Origin of the sequence: Halostella salina (assembly GCF_003675855.1) — an archaeon.
In the GTDB taxonomy this organism is placed as follows: domain Archaea; phylum Halobacteriota; class Halobacteria; order Halobacteriales; family Natronoarchaeaceae; genus Halostella; species Halostella salina.
Window position 1 is genome coordinate 203,898 of the sequence record NZ_RCIH01000001.1, and the last position, 17,162, is coordinate 221,059.

Sequence of the window (17,162 nt, forward strand, 5' to 3'; positions counted from 1 at the left end):
ACCTAGTGTCATGCACTTCGACCGCGAGGAGTCGCTTTCGCGGCTCCGCGAGACAGTGGAATCGGGGGAGCCGATCATCGGTGCCGGCGCGGGGACGGGGATGTCAGCGAAGTTCGCCGAGCGCGGCGGCGTCGACCTGCTGATCATCTACAACTCCGGACGCTACCGGATGAACGGGCGCGGGTCGCTCGCCGGCCTGCTGCCGTACGGCGACGCGAACGAGATCGTCGTCGACATGGGGCGGCAGGTGCTGCCCGTCGTCGAGGATACGCCCGTGCTGGCCGGCGTCAACGGGACCGACCCATTCCGGGAGATGGACGTGTTCATCGAGGACCTCAAGCGCCGGGGATTCTCGGGCGTCCAGAACTTCCCGACGGTGGGGCTGATCGACGAGGACAGCGGGTTCCGGCAGAACCTGGAGGAGACGGGGATGGGGTACGACAGGGAGGTCGAGATGATCCGCGAGGCCGCCGACCAGGGGATGCTCACCTGCCCGTACGTGTTCACCGAGGAGCAGGCCCGCACGATGGCCGAGGCGGGGGCGGACGTGGTCGTCTCGCACATGGGCCTGACGACCTCCGGCGACATCGGGGCGGAGACGGCGCTCGACCTCGAAACCGCCGCCGAGCGCGTGCAGGCCCACCACGACGCCGCGAAGGAGGTGAACGAGGACGTCATGGTGATCTGCCACGGCGGCCCGATCGCCTGGCCCGACGACGCCGAGTACGTCCTGCAGCACACCGAGGGCGTGGTCGGCTTCTTCGGCGCGTCCAGCATCGAGCGCCTCCCGACCGAGGAGGCCATCGAGAACCAGACGCGGGAGTTCAAGGGGATCGATCTCGGATGAGCAACGCCGACGCGGGGCGCTTCGTCGCGCCCGACGACGTGGAGAGCCAGGCGTTCGACTGGGGCGTCCTGAAGTGGCTGAGCACGCCCGACGTGACCGGCGGCGAGCGGTTCAGCGCCGGCGTCGTGCGGCTCGAACCCGGCAAGGGCCACGAGCGACACACCCACCCCGACAGCGACGAGATCCTCTACGTGATCAGCGGGACCGGCGAGCAGGAACTCGGCGACGAGCGCCGGGAGATCGGCCCGGGCGAACTGGTCTACGTCCCCGAGGGCGTCGAACACGGTACGGCAAACACCGGCTGGGAGCCGCTCGTATTGCTGGCGGTGTACGCGCCGCCCGGACCCGAGGCGGAGCTCCGGGACCTCCCGGGCTGCGAGATCGTCCCGCCGGGCGAACTGCCGGCGGCGAACCGCGGCGAGTCGACGGGTGGTGAGCCATGAGTATCGTCCTCGTCGGCACGCTGGACACGAAGGCCGAGGAGTTCGCGTTCGCCCGCGACGTGATCGCGGCGCAGGGCGTCGACGTGCACGTGGTCGACACCGGCGTCATGGGCGATCCCGGGTTCGAACCGGACACCAGCGCCGCCGAAGTGGCCGAGGCTGCCGGGGCCGACCTCGACGACCTGCGCGACCGGGGCGACCGCGGCGAGGCGATGGACGCCATGGGTCGCGGCGCGGCCGAGGTCGCAACCCGACTCCACGAGGACGGCGTGCTGGACGGGATCCTCGGGCTGGGCGGCTCCGGGAACACGTCCATCGCCACGACAGCGATGCGCGAACTGCCAGTCGGCGTCCCGAAGGTGATGGTGTCGACGATGGCCTCGGGCGACGTGGAGCCGTACGTCGGCGCGACCGACGTGACGATGATGTACTCCGTCGCCGACGTCGAGGGGCTGAACCAGCTCTCGCGGCGGATCATCGCCAACGCGGCGCTTGCGACCGTCGGCATGGTGACGAACGAGGCCGACGTCGACGTCGAGGAGCGGCCGACAGTCGGGCTCACGATGTTCGGCGTCACGACGCCCTGCGTCCAGACCGCCCGCGAGTACCTCGAATCGGAGGGGTACGAGACCATCGTCTTCCACGCGACCGGTACCGGGGGCAAGGCGATGGAGGACCTCGTCCGGCAGGGCGTCATCGACGGCGTCCTCGACGTAACGACGACCGAGTGGGCCGACGAGCACGTCGGCGGCGTCCTCAACGCCGGCCCGGACCGGCTGGACGCACCCGGCGAGGTCGGGATCCCCCACGTCGTCTCCGTCGGCGCGCTCGACATGGTGAACTTCGGGCCGCCCGACTCGGTGCCCGACGAGTTCGCCGACCGGACGTTCCACGAGCACAACCCGCAGGTGACGCTGATGCGGACGACGCCCGACGAGACCGAAGCGATCGGCGAGATTATCGCCGGAAAGCTGAACGACGCCGACGGCACCGTGGCGGTGTACCTCCCGCTTTCGGGCGTCTCCATGCTGGACGTGGCGGGCGAGGAGTTCCACGACCCCGAGGCGGACGCCGCCCTGTTCGACGCGCTCCGGGAGCATCTGGCCGAAGACGTGGACCTCGTCGAGATGGAGACCGACGTCAACGACGACGAGTTCGCGCTGGCGATGGCGCGGCGGCTGGACGAACTCATGCGCGAGACGGGGCGGGCCTGAGTGGGACGCGCCGCGGACCGTCCGCGGCCTCCGGCGGTTCCCTGTGGCGTCAGTCGTCGCCGGGGGCGCTCTCCGTGCCGCCGGCGTCGCCCCAGTCGAGGAGCCCGTCGACGGTGGCGCGCTCGGCGATCTTCGGGCGGTACACCCAGGCGTTGAGCAGGACGATAGGCACCATGATCGCCGCGACGATGGCGTAGCCGACGTGGAGGTTCGGGAGGTCGAGCACCGCCCCGGAGTAGATGAGCGGGAAGACGATGCCCCCGACCGTCCCCACGCCGCCGACGATGCCCGCGACCGAGCCGGAACTGTTGGGGAACATCGCGGGCACCTGGGCGAAGATGGCTCCCTCGGCGAACGCACAGGCCATACCCACCAGGAAGCCGGCCACGACCGTCACCAGCACCACGCCGGAGAGGCCCGCGGCGGTCATGCCCAGCATCGCGACGACGATGAAACACAGCGAGAGGAACGTCCACTGCTCGCGGTAGCGTCCCTCGAACACGGGCAGGATGTTCTTCTCCTTCCGCGCCAGCACGTCGCTGACGTAGCCGCCGATGGGACGCAGGAGGCCCGCAGCGATCGAGAACGTCCCCGCGAACGTGCTCGCGAGCACCAGGTCCCCCGTCGAGAACGCCCGCTGGTAGTACGTCGTCAGCCAGCTGGCCATCGACAGTTCGAGGCCGAAGCTCATCACGTACGCCAGCGCGGCCACGACCGTCCCGTAGCGCGTCGCGGTGTGGACCCACTGCTTGAGGGTGGCGCTGTCGGCGGTCGCCTGCCGGCGCTCCTCGGTCTTCGCCGCCTCGCCGAGCGCGTAGTAGACGACCGCGAGCAGGATCGAGACGACGCCCGTGTAGAAGAAGGCGGCCCGCCAGTTCGTCTGGAACAGCGGCCCGCTCCACTCCGGGCCGAACGCCCGCGGGAGGATCAGTGCGCCGCCCGCCGCGCCGGCGTTGCCGACGCCGGCGTAGATCCCCTCGGCGGTGCCGAGCTGTTCCTCCGGGAACCACTCCGCGACGTGCTGGATGCCGACGACGAACGTGATCCCCGCTGTCGCGACGATCAGGCGCTCGACGAAGAAGACCGTGTAGGACTGCGCGAACGCGCTCGCCATCGAGAAGACGCCGACGTACGCGAGCACGATGGCGAACACCGTCGGCGCGCCGTACTTGTCCGAGAGCCACCCCGTCAGCATCCGGCCGAAGGGCGCGAGCCAGATGGCGGCGCTCGCGAGGATCCCGATCTCCGCCGTCGACAGCCCGAACTCCGCGGCCATCGGGCCCGTGAACGGTGCGAACGAGAACCAGATGAGGAAGGAGAAATTAAAGCCGACAGTGGCGAGCACCAGCGTCCGCCACTTCGTCATCGGGATCAGGCCCATGTGACGCCCCCCGTGACCGTGTTCCCACGACCCGGCCAGTGGGTGCCCGGTTCCATAATGGTCGTTGGTACGGATTTGTTCTGGACGAGTGAACTCATTTTGGCTGTTTAGGTAGAGAAAAGCAGACTACTAAACGGTACGCGTTGACAATCGTCCCGTATCCCTGAGATCGATGCCCGGTTCGCCCGATCCTCTATCGTGTTTTGCCTCCTTAAGGACGTATTCCCGACGGCCCGTGGGCCGGCGGCTCGCGTGTCGTCCATCCGGGAGGCTTTTGCGCGCCGCTGCCGTATCGCGGAGCAACTGTGGCGATCACGGACAAGATCTACGTCAAGAACCACCGCCAGCTCAGCTCCCAGCTGGACACGAACATTCCGAAAGGGGCGTTCAAGGGCGCGACGCTCGACGTGCTGTTCACCGGTGACGGGCTGGAGAAGCTGAACGAGGCGACCCGCGACAAGGTGCTCGACTTCGCGGAGGACTTCCTCGACTGCGACTGCGACAACAACCCCTACTGTGGCCACCCGGAGGAGAAGTTCATCCGCTATCTGCTGGAACTGCGCGCGCAGGGCCTCGGCCCGTCAGCCATCGTCGACGTGATGGGCGACGACTACATGCTGTACGCCTACGAGGGCGACGTGCTCTCCTTCCTCGACAACGGCGTGCGGACGCTTGAGGCGGCCGAGGAACTCGCCGATGTCGAGGGCAACGACGAGATGCGCCGGCGGATCCGCGAGGAGAAGCAGACGCTCTCCGGTTAGGTGAACCGGTAGGACTGCTCGTCCTCGTCGTCCTCGTCGTCTAGCTCCTCCAGCTGGATCACGTCCTCGTCGTCGTCGCTTTGCTCCTCCAGGCGTTCGCGGAGTTCGGTGACGTAGCGTTTGTGCTCCTCTAGCTGTTCGCGGAGGTGGTCGGCCTCCAGTTCGAGCCGCTCGTGTTCGCGGACGAAGCTCTTCGGGACCTCGACTTTCGGCGGGAACGCGGAGGTGTCTTCCTCCCCCTCGTTTAGCTCGTGCTCCGGAACGACCCGGACCTTGCCGTCGTGGGCAACGAGCGTGTCCACGTAGTCGCGGAACACCGCCGACAGCGAGAGGTCGCGCTCCTCCGCGATCTCCCGGAGCGTCTCGAAGGCGTCCTCGTTGACGCGGAAGGAGATCGTCTTGTTCTTGTTGCCCATCTCTCTCCGAGGATCTAATCCCAATCCACTTAATCGTTTGTCAGACGACACCACGGAATGCTGCGATCGGCTCGCTCGACCGTCCTCACCGTTCCGACTGATCCAAACGACAAACGACCGGTTTGTGTCCGCCTTCGGCCGATAACTACCCAATAACCAAACGGATCCAGGCGGGCTTGTCTCCAATGGCTCCCTCGGTTCAGGGATCGGCCCCACGGGTCTGTATCGTCACCACGGCTCACCATACGACTGATTCGCGGGTCGTTCACCGGGAAGCGATCTCGCTTGAGCGGGCCGGGTACGATGTCACCTACTACACTCCGTTCGCCGACGATTGTCCGGTCGATGCCGTCACATACGCCGATCACGCCTCGGGTTCCATTCCGTCGATCCGCGAGCGGCTGTTCTTCGTGGTGAAGCTCATGCACATGTTGTGGGGCACGGATTACGACGTCTACCACCTCCACAGCGTCGAATTACTTCCGCTCGGGGGTCTCCTCGGGGCCGTCTCCGATGGGTGCGTCGTCTACGACGTCCACGAGAACGTCGAGGACGCACTGACGCACAAGGAGTTCCTTCCCGACCCGGTGAACTCCCACTTCGCGACGGTCGCCTCGGCGGTGGAACTCACGTTGACACGGTTACTCGACGCCGTCATCGTCGCCTCCCCCGACTTGCTCGAACGCTTCGATTCAAACGATGAGGTGACCGTGGTGACGAACTACCCTCGACGCGGACTGGCCGAAGGGACGTCGATGAAGGGTCGACACGAAGACAACGGGGAGCCGACCCAGTTCGTCTACTGCGGGCATCTCGCTGAGTACAGGGGTATCCTGACGCTGATCGATGCGGTCGACAGGCTCCCGGACCGGTACGACGTTTCGCTCGTCCTCGGGGGCGAGTACGCCTCGGACGGGATCCGGGAGCGGATTCAGCGTCGCGCGGCGGAGACCGACCGGGTCCGACTCGTCGGGTGGTTACCGACGTTCGACGACATGATCGAACTATTTCGGCGGTCGGACGTCGGGCTCATGTGCTTCCATCCCGACCCGAACAAGACCGATGCGGTTCACCGTTCGAACAAGCTCTTCCAGTACATGGCTACTGCTCTCCCGGTCATCGTGTCCGATGTAGGGGAGTGGGAACAGTTCGTCGCAGACATCGGTTTCGGCGTCGCAGTCGACCCACACGACCCCGAGGCGATCGCGACGGCGATGGCCGAACTCGCGGACGATCCCGACCGTCGTGCCGAGCTCGGCCGAAACGGACACGAGGCAGCCCTCGACCGCTACAACTGGGAGTCGCAGTGCGAAACGTTACTCGCACTCTACCGACGGTTGGCCCCCGGGTCTGACCGACAAGAGTGATCTGCCTCGCAACTGATCCGCCCTGCAATCGATCCGACCGACCGAGACGCACGGGTGTCGACTGTCGGGGCCGTAATGACGTGGTCGAAACGACTCCGGTCGGACGACGATCGGTTACCCCGTGATGCGGTGTACGACGACGGACAGCGCGGACCGAAGGGTTGCCAACCCCGGACGCCCGTCACGGTCCCAAACGACGAACGCGAGGGCGACCAACGCGAAATCGAGCAAAACGAACGGACCGTGTTCGACCAGAGAGAGACGTGCCACGAACGAAAGCTCCGTGTCGTACGGCGGGACCGACGTCACCGGCCACAGAAGCGTTCCGAGGACCGTCTCGTCCCCGAGAGCGATCGCCGGAACGACGTCCATCGCCGTGTGGGAAACCCACCCGACACCGAGCGGAATCACATATCTGCGATCAGTCGGAGCTAAGAGATACCAGAGGCCGCCGAGCACGACTCCCGCAGTGAGCAGGGAGTGTGCGAACGTTCGCCCGGTTGGGAGTACGAAGAACAGCCAAGCCAGCGGCTTGTCGACGAGGTCAGGCAACTGCGTCCCGAAGAGGGCGACGAGCGTCGCGGGTCCGGTCGGCGGCCTGCCTCCGCCGTGCCGACACAGCAACGAGTACGCCAGATACCCCACCGCCGCGTGTCCCGTCGGTAACATGGTAATCTTAGCCCGTGATCGGAAATCAGTCTAGGGTCAAGGCGGCGTAGGTAGCGGTTCGCCGGCCGAGTGTAACGACCTGGACTGTCGTGGGGTCGCTCCCGATAGCGGTCCACGCAACGTGCCGTCCGCTGTCCGAAACGCCATCAGTCGAGCCACGGCTGTCTACTACTCGCCGTACGCTTCGTGCAGCAACCGCTCACCGATACTCTTCCAGTCCATATGTCGGTTCTTGAACTCGTACCCGTTCCGACCCATGGTCTTCGCCTTATCGGCATCCTTCAGTAGCGAGGCGCACGCGGTGGCCAGTTCCTCCGGATTCTCGGGTTCGACTAGCAGCCCCGTCTTCCCGTGGTCGACGACTTCCGGCAATCCGCCGACCGCCGTCGCGATCACCGGTTTCTTGAACGAGTACGCGATCGGAACGATACCCGACTGTGATGCCTCTCTGTACGGCAGGACAACGGCTCGGCACCGACTGAATAGTTCACAGACGGTCTCGTTCGGAATGAACTCGTTGCGCACTGTCACGTGCTCGTCAGCAGCGTTCTCGTCGTCCAGCGGCCCGTTTCCCGCGACGATCATGGAGTACTCGTCGACCGATTCCGCCAAGTGTTGGTTCGCCTCGAGCAACGTATCGACGCCTTTGTACGGGCGGATCCGTCCGAAGAACAGCAGCGAGTCGTCGTAGCGGAGAGCCGAGTCACAGTACCGGCGGAAAAACGAGTAGTCGCCGTGGTTGATCCGGACGAGTCGGTCGCCGATACCGAACCGCTGTTCGCACGCCGCGGCGTTGTACTCCCCGTGGACGACGACTCGATCGACGCTACGGACGAGCAACGAACGGGTGATAGCCTTGCGAAGTTTCCTTTCGCCGGGGTGGTCGGTCACGTCGTGGAGCGTGAACACCGTCCGTCGTCCTCGGAGCGCGAGTAACGAGGGAACGATGAGCGGGTCCAGGATCGTCGCGTGGACCACGTCGACCCCACGGTCCGATAACCGCCGGTACAGTCTGGTCCACATCCGGACGACACTCGGTCGCAGTTCCGATACCGACCGCGGGAAATCGAATTCCTCGACGGTTACATCGCTCTTGAACAGCGATCGGTCCGCCCCGCTGCCGACGATGGCGGAGACGTCGGCGATCCGGGAGAGGGCGTTTGCCGTCTGCGAACAGTAGTGCAACATCCCGCCGTCATCGGCCGTCGTGACGACGGTGACGGTCACGTCGTTCGCCGTGGGCCGGTCCGCCCTCTCCGCACCGACACTTCTATCCGCCACGATCCGCGTTCCCGCTTCGTTTCTCCTCGGGTTTGCGTTCCCGCGCTCGCGAAGGTCGACTGGCTGTCATGTGGGCTGATTCGGGATCGGGATTTAGCCGAGCACGCATCTTGGTTATGTTCCGCGTAGTGTGGCCGGGTCGGTGTCGCTGCGGATCTGGTGGCTGGTTCGCGCCTCGGTCGAACTACTCCCACTGGTTCGCAATCCCTACGAAACGAAGCAGCCGGTGCAACGCGACCGGGGTCTGGTCGTCGTGCGCGTTTCCGGAACCGGTGTGCGGATTTCACCCGGTAAGGACTGCTTACGAGCGATCTGCGGTGGGAAACCGAGTTCAAAACCGGCCGACGGACAGGAACTCTCGATAGCCCATCGTTGAAAGTACACTTCATGGTAAGTAAAGTAATGCAGATGAGGCGGAATTGAGAGACAAAAAGGTAGCAACAGTAATCAACCCTGACTAAATGAGGCTAAACCGGAATAATATTTTTCAGTAAAAACTCAATTCTCTCTGGTGTGCCAGAAGATAAGGAACGTGGTACGGACAGTAAGTTAAGCCTAAATTCGGAAAGTGATCGCGGAACAAACAGTACTTCGCGAAGAGGATACATGAAAACGGCTGGTGCGGTCATCGGTTCCGCCGCCCTTCTATCCAACAACGCCTCTGCGTCGCAGAGCGACCCCACGAACGTCCTGACGATCCACGGCGACCAGGGGAAAGCGCGCTATCAGTTCACCGTCAGCGGCGAACTCGAGAAGAACACGGACTCCGACGCATCGATCAACAGTAACGACAAGATCTCAGGAAGCTCCGCCGAAGGGCAGGTTTGGGGCGGCAGGGACAGCTACCGGTTCTCCGGAGAGGTCACCCAGTTCGACTTCTCGAAGGGCGTGGGGACGCTGTACCTCAACGGGGAGGAGGTGACCGTATCCGAACTTCTCGCTTCGACGGGAGGTGACGACTCCGGGCTCTCGCAGATCGAGTTATCCCTCTCCTCGCTCAGCCAGACCTACACGCACTACACGATCGACGTCGCAGCAGCGAACCCGCCGAAAGTGGTGACGAGCGACGACGAGGTCGAAAGCCGCCTGTTGGCCGAGGACGACGACGTCGTCACTGAGGTCAGCGACGGCCACTACCGGATCGAGGGCCAGACCGGAACCGGGAGTGGAACCCCGCCCGCATACGGTGACACCTTCCGCTGGGAGACGTCCGAGGAGATGTGGGGTATCCTCGACTTCGCCTACGAGGGTGCGTCCGCGTCGGACCTGGAGATAACCATCTCGCCGTTGGGATCGGTACAGTCCTCCACCGACGAGTCCAGTTCCGATTCGGATTCGGATTCGGATTCGGATTCGGATTCGGGGTCTGGTTCGAACACGGTCGTCGGCGGTGGAGATAACTACTCGAACACCGTACCTCAGTCGGAGGCGTCGGTGGTGGTTTCGTCGAGTAGCGAACTCGTGAACGCGCTCGGATCCACGTCGAGCGGCGATGTCGTCTACGTCCGCGGCGACTCGACGATCACGCTCGACCGCCGCCTGGACGTTCCGTCCGGCGTTACGCTGGCGTCGGACCGCGGGATCGACGGATCGTCCGGTGGGGAGATCAGGACCGAGAGCGCGCTGTGGCCCTTCCTCGCAGCGGCCAACGGTGCCCGCGTCACTGGTGTGCAGATCAGCGGCCCGCACACGCAGCACAGCTCCGACTCTAGCCGCAGTCTCTCCATCGGTATCGACGCGAAGGGATCGTCGGGCGTCGAGATCGACAACTGCGAGGTGTCCGGGTTCAGGTACGCCGGCGTCCGCGCCGGGAGCGACACGAACGTCAGTCACAGTCACATCCATCACTGCTCCCTGTCGGGGTACGGATACGGGGTCGAGACCACCGTTGGGCACCCGATCGTCGAGTACAACTACATCAACTACACTCGGCACGGTGTCATGTCTAACGGGGAGAACGGCTACACGTGCCGGTATAACCACTTCGGCCCGGACGCGATCGGTCACGTGATCGACGTTCACGAACCGGGCGGAACGACGACGAAGATCCATCACAACACCGTCGAGGCGGCGACGTACCATGAGGATGCGACGGCGTCCTGGTACCCTAGCGGCGAGCCAGCCATCCAGGTGATGGTCCAGGGCAGCCCCGACGACGTGGCCGACATCCACCACAACTGGTTCTACAATTCTAACGCCCCGGAGGCGGGCAACACCGGGGACAACCAGTCGGCGATCGTCCAGAAGGGGCCCAGCGAGTGGACGAACGTGTCGCACTCCGAGAACCACTACGGTACCGACGACCCCGGTTCCGGAATCGGCCATCCTCGATAGGAGCCGTTACCCGATCAGGCTCTCTTCCTGTGGGCAGTCACTCCGTGGCGGTCGGCGCGGCCACCGCCTCATGGCGTAGTGCACATGACGACGTCTTCGGCCGTGTACACGTAGTTACGATCCCGCGGACAGACCCGTTCCTGCGGGAGTCGTCCGGTAGTGAGGAACCCATCCGGACCCAGATACACCGGACGACCTTCGGACTGGTACGCGCGGTAGACGACCGGGCTCTCCTCCGGGGTCACTTGACCGTCGTCGGTCACAGTGAACATGTAGGCCGAAAACGAGTACTCTTCCTCGAAGCGTCTCTCGGGGTCCTCGTTGACCCTGGTGAGTGCCCGGAAATAGGGGTTGTCCGTGTAGATCGGCTCCCCGTCCGCCGGGATGGTTTCGTGGAAAGTCTCGCCGGCGGCCACTTCTGGAGCCGTGTGGGCCCACTTCTGCCACTGCCGTTCGAACGTCGGGTTGTCGATAGTCGCGGGCTGGGAGACCATCATCGCCGTTGGGAACACCAACAGAAAGACGATGAGGACGACGGCGACGTCGTGGGCTCCGAGGCGGATCACGAAGTGCCTGATTCCGGCGGCACCGACGACGACCATCGGTGCGTACATGAACGCGTACCAGCGGGGAGGGACCAGGAACCGAAAGCCGAACAGCGGGAGCCCCATCAGGAACACCATCGTGGCCGTGATCGCGCCGATGAAGGTGTACGTCGCGACGGATCGGTCGCGCTGGAGCATCGTCAGACAGCCGTAAGCCGCGACCGCCAGGAGGAGGAAGAACCCGATCTTGTCCACGTACGCCGCGATCCGGGCCACGACCCCCGTCGACACCGGCTCGCCGCCCCGAGTCGGAACGTCCTGCACCAGATTGAGGAACCCGACCGATTCCGAGATCCACCGCTGTGAGATCTCGATGACGCCAGTGATGAAGAGGCCGCCGAGCCACGGCGTGACGGCCCACTGGACCAGGACAAAAGCCAGGAAAATGCCGAACGCACCCAGTAGGTACCGCTCGTCGCTGGGGATGCTCATCCCCTCGACGAACCGGGCCGCGAACAGGACGACGGTGGTCGTTCCGAGGAAGACGAGCGTGATGAACGCCGACACCTGATGCGTGAGTGCGACGACGATGCTGAAGGCGGCCAGCAGGGCGAAGTCGACCCGGTCGACCTCCGTGTACAGCGCTCGGGTGAGGAAAAACAGGACGGCGAGAAAGAAGACCAGGCCGAGGCTGGTCGTGCTGATGTAGAGCCCCCAGTAGATGACGTAATCGGACCCGGCGAACAGCGCGGTCGCGAACAGCGCCCACCTGACGCCCGTGACGTACCGCGTCGTCGCGTACACGAACAACACAGAAAGTGGCATGACGAGTCCGATACCGAGATAGAGCGCGGCCCGGAGCGAGACGTCGAACAGTTCGGCAGCGGCGACCGTCAGAAGGTGATAAAACGGCGCAGTGTAGTACTTCACCCCTGAGATGGCAGAGAGCGACCCCGTTTCCTGGATCGCGGCGGCGTAGCTTGTCACGTGCGTCCAGTTGTCGAATCCGATGAACCCTGGGGTGGTCAACAGCCCCGCGTACCGCACGACGACCGCGAGAGCGACGATTTCGACGAGGACGACCCGATAGTCGAGCTCCTCGACGCTTGCGAAGACGATCTGGGCCAGCACAAGGCTCCCGACGGTGCCGGCGACCAGGTGAAACGCGACGGGCCGACCGCCGGCCGCGGCCGCGATGACGACCAGACTCGACAAGCCGACAACGACGAACCGCGGCACCAGCCTCGAGACTGGAACCGTCGTCCGAAACGACGCGACGCCCGCGGTTCGTGATGACGTCCGCGAGTCAGATCGTACCGCGAGGAGATAGAGCAAACACCCGACGCCCAGGGCGGTCGGGATCCCCTGCACGAGGATGTCCGTGGTGACGAATCCGAGCGGGAGGAGCGCCACCGAGAGGACGAAGCCGACCGCTGCGGCGAGCACGTCGGTCTCGGCCTCGACCAGCCGTTCGAGCTTCTCCCGTACGCTTCTCATGCGTTCTCCCCCGACGATCCCCGGCTTGGGGCGGTCGCAATCCTCGTGTGCACCACATTCGGTATCGGTTGGTTGTAATGACCACGTTACAGCGGGTAAGGCCGACTTGTCTGGCCGCCGAGGACGACCGGTGCGGGCTGACAACCACCGTGGCAAGGACGGGGGGACGGGCGATTGAGCCCGTCATTTGGAGACGACGCCGACCCGCGTCAGCAACGTCCGGACCTCCCACCCGTCGATAGCGCCGCTGAGCAGGGCAGCGATCAGGTGGACTGCGAATCCGACCAGGGGGACGAGAACGAGCGCTAGGAGGTCCCCAGTGATCGCTGCGGAGAGCGAAACCACGACGGCCGCCGTAACGATGGTCGTCGCTACGACGCGTCCGACCCGGACGTCGCCGAGCGGGTCGTATCCGATACGCCGGGCGGTCACTACGTGGAATACGAGCATCGATCCGTAACCAACGCTCGTCGCGACAGCCGCGCCGACCATGGCGTACTGCGGGATCAGGGCCGCGTTTAGCGCGAGGTTGAGCAGGGATGCGCTCCCGGTCGCGACGATTAACGGGAGGAGGTTACCCCGCGCCTGACTGATCGCTATCAGCGGGCGCGCGGCGGCGAAGCCGATAGTTCCGGGAAGCAACCATATCAGCGGACCGATAACGGGCGCGAAGTCGGAACCGTAGTACAGCGGAACGAACCGGTCCGCTAACGTCGCGATCCCGACCGCGAGTAGCCCGGAAAACAGCATCGTGTACCGTGTGACCTGCGCGGCTAACTCGTTGATACGCTCGTACGCCTCGTCGCTCCAGAGCGTGGAGGCCGAGTGAAGCAACAGCGTCTGAAGGGAGATCGGCACGATCCAGAGGTACTCCGCGAGCGACAGCGCCGCCTTGTAGTACCCCGTCTGTTCGCTTCCCGCGAACGTTCGGAGCATTACGATATCGACGTGAAACAGCGACATCGTCAGGAGCACGAGGACGATGTTGAGCACGTTGAACGAGAGTAGTTCGTCCCGCGGGAAATCGCTCGGTGGGAGGGTGAGGACGCTCCGTACCGGCACTCGGCGAAAAACCAACGACAGGCCGACCGCGGCGATCACCACGTTCGCGACCGCGATACCGCCCAACATCCCCACGACGCCGTAGCCGACGGCAGCGAGTCCGAGTCCGACCCCTCTCGAAAGGGCTTCGTTCACCGCTTCGAGCGTCTCGGAGTACCGTTCGAGGCCGTAGCCCATCAGCGTCCGCCGCGCTAACATCCGATACTGAATCACGACGAGGAGGACCGCCAACAGGTAGAACTCGGCCTCCAGCTCCGCGCTGAAGAGGCGCTGGACGACCCCTGACCCGGTGAGGAGAACCACACCGCCCGCGCCTGCGACCGCGAGGACTGTCGCCAGCCTCGCGTAGAATCCGAACACGTTTGGGTACCATCCGGTAGCGTCGCGGTTCTCACCGATGTACTTCTGTACCCCTTCCGTGACTCCCGAACTGACGACCACTATGCTCAACGAAAGGACAGACATGATGAACGCGTAGTCACCGTAGCCACCGGGACCGAGTACGCGAACGATGAACGGTAACGTGACGATCGAGATCACCGAAACCAACAGCCTGGACCCGAGGATCGAAACGAACCCCTCGATCAGGCTCCGCCCCACGGTGTTACTTCCCGTCCGGGGAGACCCGCGACACGGAGTCGGGCCTCGTCCACTCGGTTCGCGTTTCTCCCCGCTGCAGATCCGTTACGAGGTGGCTGGGCTGACCGCTACCCTCCGTTTCGGCCCGAGTCAGTCGTGTCAGAAAGACAGCCATGTCTACCAGCCTGTACACGACTCCAGGCATCCGGACGGTTTTGTTATTCTGTCGGTACGCCGGAGATCGGTCCCATTACGTTCCGTCCGGGTGTGTGAAGATGAGCCTCCGTAGCGGGGTCGACGTGTCTATCTCCCCGTTCACGCGACTCGGCTCTGACTGGGTGAGAACACCGTCTTCCCTTTCGGGAGCCGATCCGTCGAAGTCACGCAGCCAACGATCCCGACCCCACCGCTGTGACGGCCAGTTGCATAAGTCTACGTTATGCGGAGTAGCGATTCAATAACAAAGTGCGCACGAACAATGTCTTGAACAGGTTCCCAAGCGATCGCCTCGGGTCCTGATAGCGGACCGACCGCTCGTCGGGGACTCGGATTCGATGCCGGACGGGAAGAGATCTACATGTCGAACGAACCGACGCTGCGAACGCTTCAGCTCGTCACCACTCCCCGACCCTTCTTCGAGCAACAGATCCGGGTGCTCGAAGGGAACGGTATCTCGTGTACGACCGTCTCCGTTCCCGGAGTGAAGGGCGAACGGACCCTGAAAGAGTACGTCCGGTTTTACGGCCGTACGATCCGCCGAGCGGTTGGTTCTGACTTCGATATCGTTCAGGCGAACTATGGACTCACCGCTCCCGCAGCCATTGCACAACCGAAGCGACCGGTGGTTCTCTGGTTCTGGGGGACCGAACTCTTCGGGCAGTACAGCCGGATCAACAAACTCTGTGCCGAGTACGCCGACGCGGTGATCGTGATGTCCGAGGAGATGGCCGGCCGTCTTGATCGTCCGACCTACATCATTCGACACGGGGTCGACACGGACCGGTTCAGGCCGCTCCCACGTGACGAGGCGCTAGCCGAACTCGGGTGGAATCCCGACGCGAAACACGTGTTGTTCCCGTACGACCCGGGCCGAGAACTCAAGAACTACCCCCGTGCGAAAGCGGTCGTTGATACGACCGCCGAGCGAATCAGTTCCGACGTCGAACTTCACGCCGTCCACGGCGTCGCACACGAGCGGATCCCGGTGTACATGAACGCCGCTGACGCGCTGCTTCTCACCTCGAAAACGGAGGGCTCCCCCAATTCAGTGAGGGAAGCGCTCGCCTGCAATCTCCCGATCATCTCCGTTGATGTCGGCGACGTCAGGGAGCGGACACTCGGAGTCGACAACTGCCACGTCTGTGACGCGGACGACGAACTCGTCGCGAGCCTCGGGGACGTTCTGGAGAGTGATGAGCGCTCGTCCGGTCGAGAGCGGATCGACGAATTTAGCCTGGATCGGATGACCCGGGACCTCCTCACAGTGTACGACGACGTCCTCCCGGATTTCCAGCGGGAAGGGTCCCGACTCATACGAGATGAACGATGAACCGCAGGCCCGTTCCGCGGTCGACCGGAACTACCACATGGCACACTCGCTGTCATGACTGATACCGAACCCTGGCCCCCGATGTTCACCGACCTCGCCGCGGGGATCCTTTTTATCGGGGCGTTACTCACCGTAGCGCTCGTCTCCGACCACGTTCAGTTCACGTCCGTGATTCAGCTATTGGTCGGCGTTCCGGTGTTCCTGTTCGTTCCCGGGTATCCGATCACCCTTGTGCTCTTTCCTCGCACGCGGCCGGAGGCGGTTCGGACGAGCGAGTCCGTCGCGGACTCGTTTCATCAACGAGCCCTCAGCCCGGTCGAGCGGTTCGCTCTCTCGGTCGTGACGAGCGTAGTGGTAGTGGCAGTCGTCACGCTCGCTGTGACCCTGCTCCCGTCCGGGATCAGCGAGTTGTCGATTGTGAGCGGGATCGCTGCGGTGACCCTTCTGTTCACCGCGGCCGCGGCGACGGGGCACCGACGAGTGCCGCCCGAAGATCGGCCTACCGGGCTGCTCAACGCGATACCGACCCCCACTCCCGAACGCACGTGGTCCGAGCAACCGAAACTGACGCTCCTGAACCTCATGGTCGTCCTCAGCGTGATTCTCGCGGCGTCAGTAGTGGTGTTTCAACCGTTCGGCCCGCCGGCGTCGGAGCCGTTCTCGGAGTATCAACTACTGGTGGAGCAACCGGACGGTGATCTAGCTGCCACCGACTACCCGGGCCAGTTCACCGCGGGCGAGAACGAGTCGCTCTCCGTTCGCATACGGAACCACGAGGGGCAAGCGGTAAACTACACCGTGGTTGTCCGAGTCGAGCGACTAACTGGGACAGATGAGTCCCCGTCGGGTCGGGTGATACGACGCGATCGGTTCCACGTTCCGGTTGAGGCTGGCGGCTCGCGTACGGTCCGTCGCTCACCGTCGTTGTCGACCAGCGGTGATTACCGTCTCGTCTACCTGTTCTACGAGGACTCTCCTGCCGGCGCACCCGACCGCGAAAGCGCCGACGGTGCGCTTCACCTGCGGATCTCGGTCTCCGAGCCATCGAACCGTGTTTCTCTTCCGAACGAACGCACGGTCCCAGTTTCATCCCCGATTTCCCTGTCTTTTGTGCCGAACACCGCTTATAAATATTCGAGTATTCACGGTTCCCGATCGTAATACGGCGTTGTGGTGTCCTTAGCAATCAATAACTATGGGTGCTCCGATGCTACCAG

The 17,162-nt window shown here is 64.1% G+C and carries 14 protein-coding genes; 8 read left to right on the forward strand and 6 right to left on the reverse strand.

Annotation, left to right across the window (positions count from 1 at the left end):
* The first annotated feature begins 10 nt into the window (after positions 1-10).
* Genes D8896_RS01125 through D8896_RS01135 form a run of 3 tightly spaced genes read left to right on the forward strand, consistent with a single transcriptional unit; the run spans position 11 to position 2,504 of the window.
* Positions 11-847, forward strand: coding sequence for a phosphoenolpyruvate hydrolase family protein (locus tag D8896_RS01125; protein WP_121820233.1), 837 nt, complete (start codon positions 11-13; stop codon positions 845-847).
* Positions 844-1,290: a cupin domain-containing protein gene (locus D8896_RS01130; protein ID WP_121820234.1), complete on the forward strand. Its 447-nt coding sequence runs from the start codon at positions 844-846 to the stop codon at positions 1,288-1,290. The genes D8896_RS01125 and D8896_RS01130 overlap by 4 nt, the downstream gene beginning before the upstream one ends.
* Positions 1,287-2,504, forward strand: a complete 1,218-nt coding sequence (locus tag D8896_RS01135; RefSeq protein ID WP_121820235.1) for a Tm-1-like ATP-binding domain-containing protein — start codon at positions 1,287-1,289, stop codon at positions 2,502-2,504. Before D8896_RS01130 ends, D8896_RS01135 begins: the two co-directional genes overlap by 4 nt.
* A 49-nt stretch (positions 2,505-2,553) precedes the next feature.
* Here D8896_RS01135 and D8896_RS01140 read toward each other — a convergent pair whose 3' ends face one another.
* Positions 2,554-3,870, reverse strand: a complete 1,317-nt coding sequence (locus D8896_RS01140; protein ID WP_375137048.1) for an MFS transporter — start codon at positions 3,868-3,870, stop codon at positions 2,554-2,556.
* A gap of 320 nt (positions 3,871-4,190) precedes the next feature.
* Here D8896_RS01140 and D8896_RS01145 point away from each other — a divergent pair, with 320 nt between their 5' ends.
* Positions 4,191-4,646, forward strand: a complete 456-nt coding sequence (locus D8896_RS01145) for a DUF5814 domain-containing protein (protein ID WP_121820237.1) — start codon at positions 4,191-4,193, stop codon at positions 4,644-4,646.
* On the opposite strand, the gene D8896_RS01150 is transcribed toward D8896_RS01145, so the two are convergent.
* Positions 4,643-5,062 (reverse strand): ribbon-helix-helix protein, CopG family, encoded by a 420-nt coding sequence (locus D8896_RS01150; protein WP_121820238.1) that lies wholly within the window; start codon positions 5,060-5,062, stop codon positions 4,643-4,645. The genes D8896_RS01145 and D8896_RS01150 overlap by 4 nt on opposite strands.
* A gap of 185 nt (positions 5,063-5,247) precedes the next feature.
* Here D8896_RS01150 and D8896_RS01155 point away from each other — a divergent pair, with 185 nt between their 5' ends.
* Entirely contained in the window at positions 5,248-6,429 is a 1,182-nt protein-coding gene (locus D8896_RS01155; protein ID WP_121820239.1) for a glycosyltransferase family 4 protein, read from the forward strand.
* Positions 6,430-6,543: 114 nt separating this feature from the next.
* On the opposite strand, the gene D8896_RS01160 is transcribed toward D8896_RS01155, so the two are convergent.
* Together D8896_RS01160 and D8896_RS01165 are read right to left on the reverse strand one after the other, a co-directional pair.
* Positions 6,544-7,098 (reverse strand): metal-dependent hydrolase, encoded by a 555-nt coding sequence (locus D8896_RS01160; protein ID WP_121820240.1) that lies wholly within the window; start codon positions 7,096-7,098, stop codon positions 6,544-6,546.
* 168 nt (positions 7,099-7,266) lie between these two features.
* Complete coding sequence (locus D8896_RS01165; RefSeq protein ID WP_240451991.1) at positions 7,267-8,286, reverse strand: glycosyltransferase family 4 protein; 1,020 nt, start codon at positions 8,284-8,286, stop codon at positions 7,267-7,269.
* 699 nt (positions 8,287-8,985) lie between these two features.
* Here D8896_RS01165 and D8896_RS19075 point away from each other — a divergent pair.
* Positions 8,986-10,713, forward strand: a complete 1,728-nt coding sequence (locus tag D8896_RS19075; protein WP_162991384.1) for a right-handed parallel beta-helix repeat-containing protein — start codon at positions 8,986-8,988, stop codon at positions 10,711-10,713.
* A gap of 68 nt (positions 10,714-10,781) precedes the next feature.
* Here D8896_RS19075 and D8896_RS01180 read toward each other — a convergent pair whose 3' ends face one another.
* Both D8896_RS01180 and D8896_RS01185 read right to left on the reverse strand, forming a co-directional pair.
* On the reverse strand, positions 10,782-12,755 hold the full coding sequence (locus tag D8896_RS01180) for a hypothetical protein (protein WP_121820244.1): 1,974 nt from the start codon (positions 12,753-12,755) through the stop codon (positions 10,782-10,784).
* A 183-nt stretch (positions 12,756-12,938) separates the two neighbouring features.
* On the reverse strand, positions 12,939-14,417 hold the full coding sequence (locus tag D8896_RS01185; RefSeq protein ID WP_121820245.1) for a lipopolysaccharide biosynthesis protein: 1,479 nt from the start codon (positions 14,415-14,417) through the stop codon (positions 12,939-12,941).
* Positions 14,418-14,973: 556 nt separating this feature from the next.
* Between D8896_RS01185 and D8896_RS01190 the strand changes: the two genes are divergently transcribed.
* Both D8896_RS01190 and D8896_RS01195 read left to right on the forward strand, forming a co-directional pair.
* Complete coding sequence (locus D8896_RS01190; RefSeq protein WP_121820246.1) at positions 14,974-15,945, forward strand: glycosyltransferase family 4 protein; 972 nt, start codon at positions 14,974-14,976, stop codon at positions 15,943-15,945.
* Between the two features lie 81 nt (positions 15,946-16,026).
* On the forward strand, positions 16,027-17,106 hold the full coding sequence (locus D8896_RS01195) for a DUF1616 domain-containing protein (RefSeq protein ID WP_162991385.1): 1,080 nt from the start codon (positions 16,027-16,029) through the stop codon (positions 17,104-17,106).
* Positions 17,107-17,162: the final 56 nt, after the last annotated feature.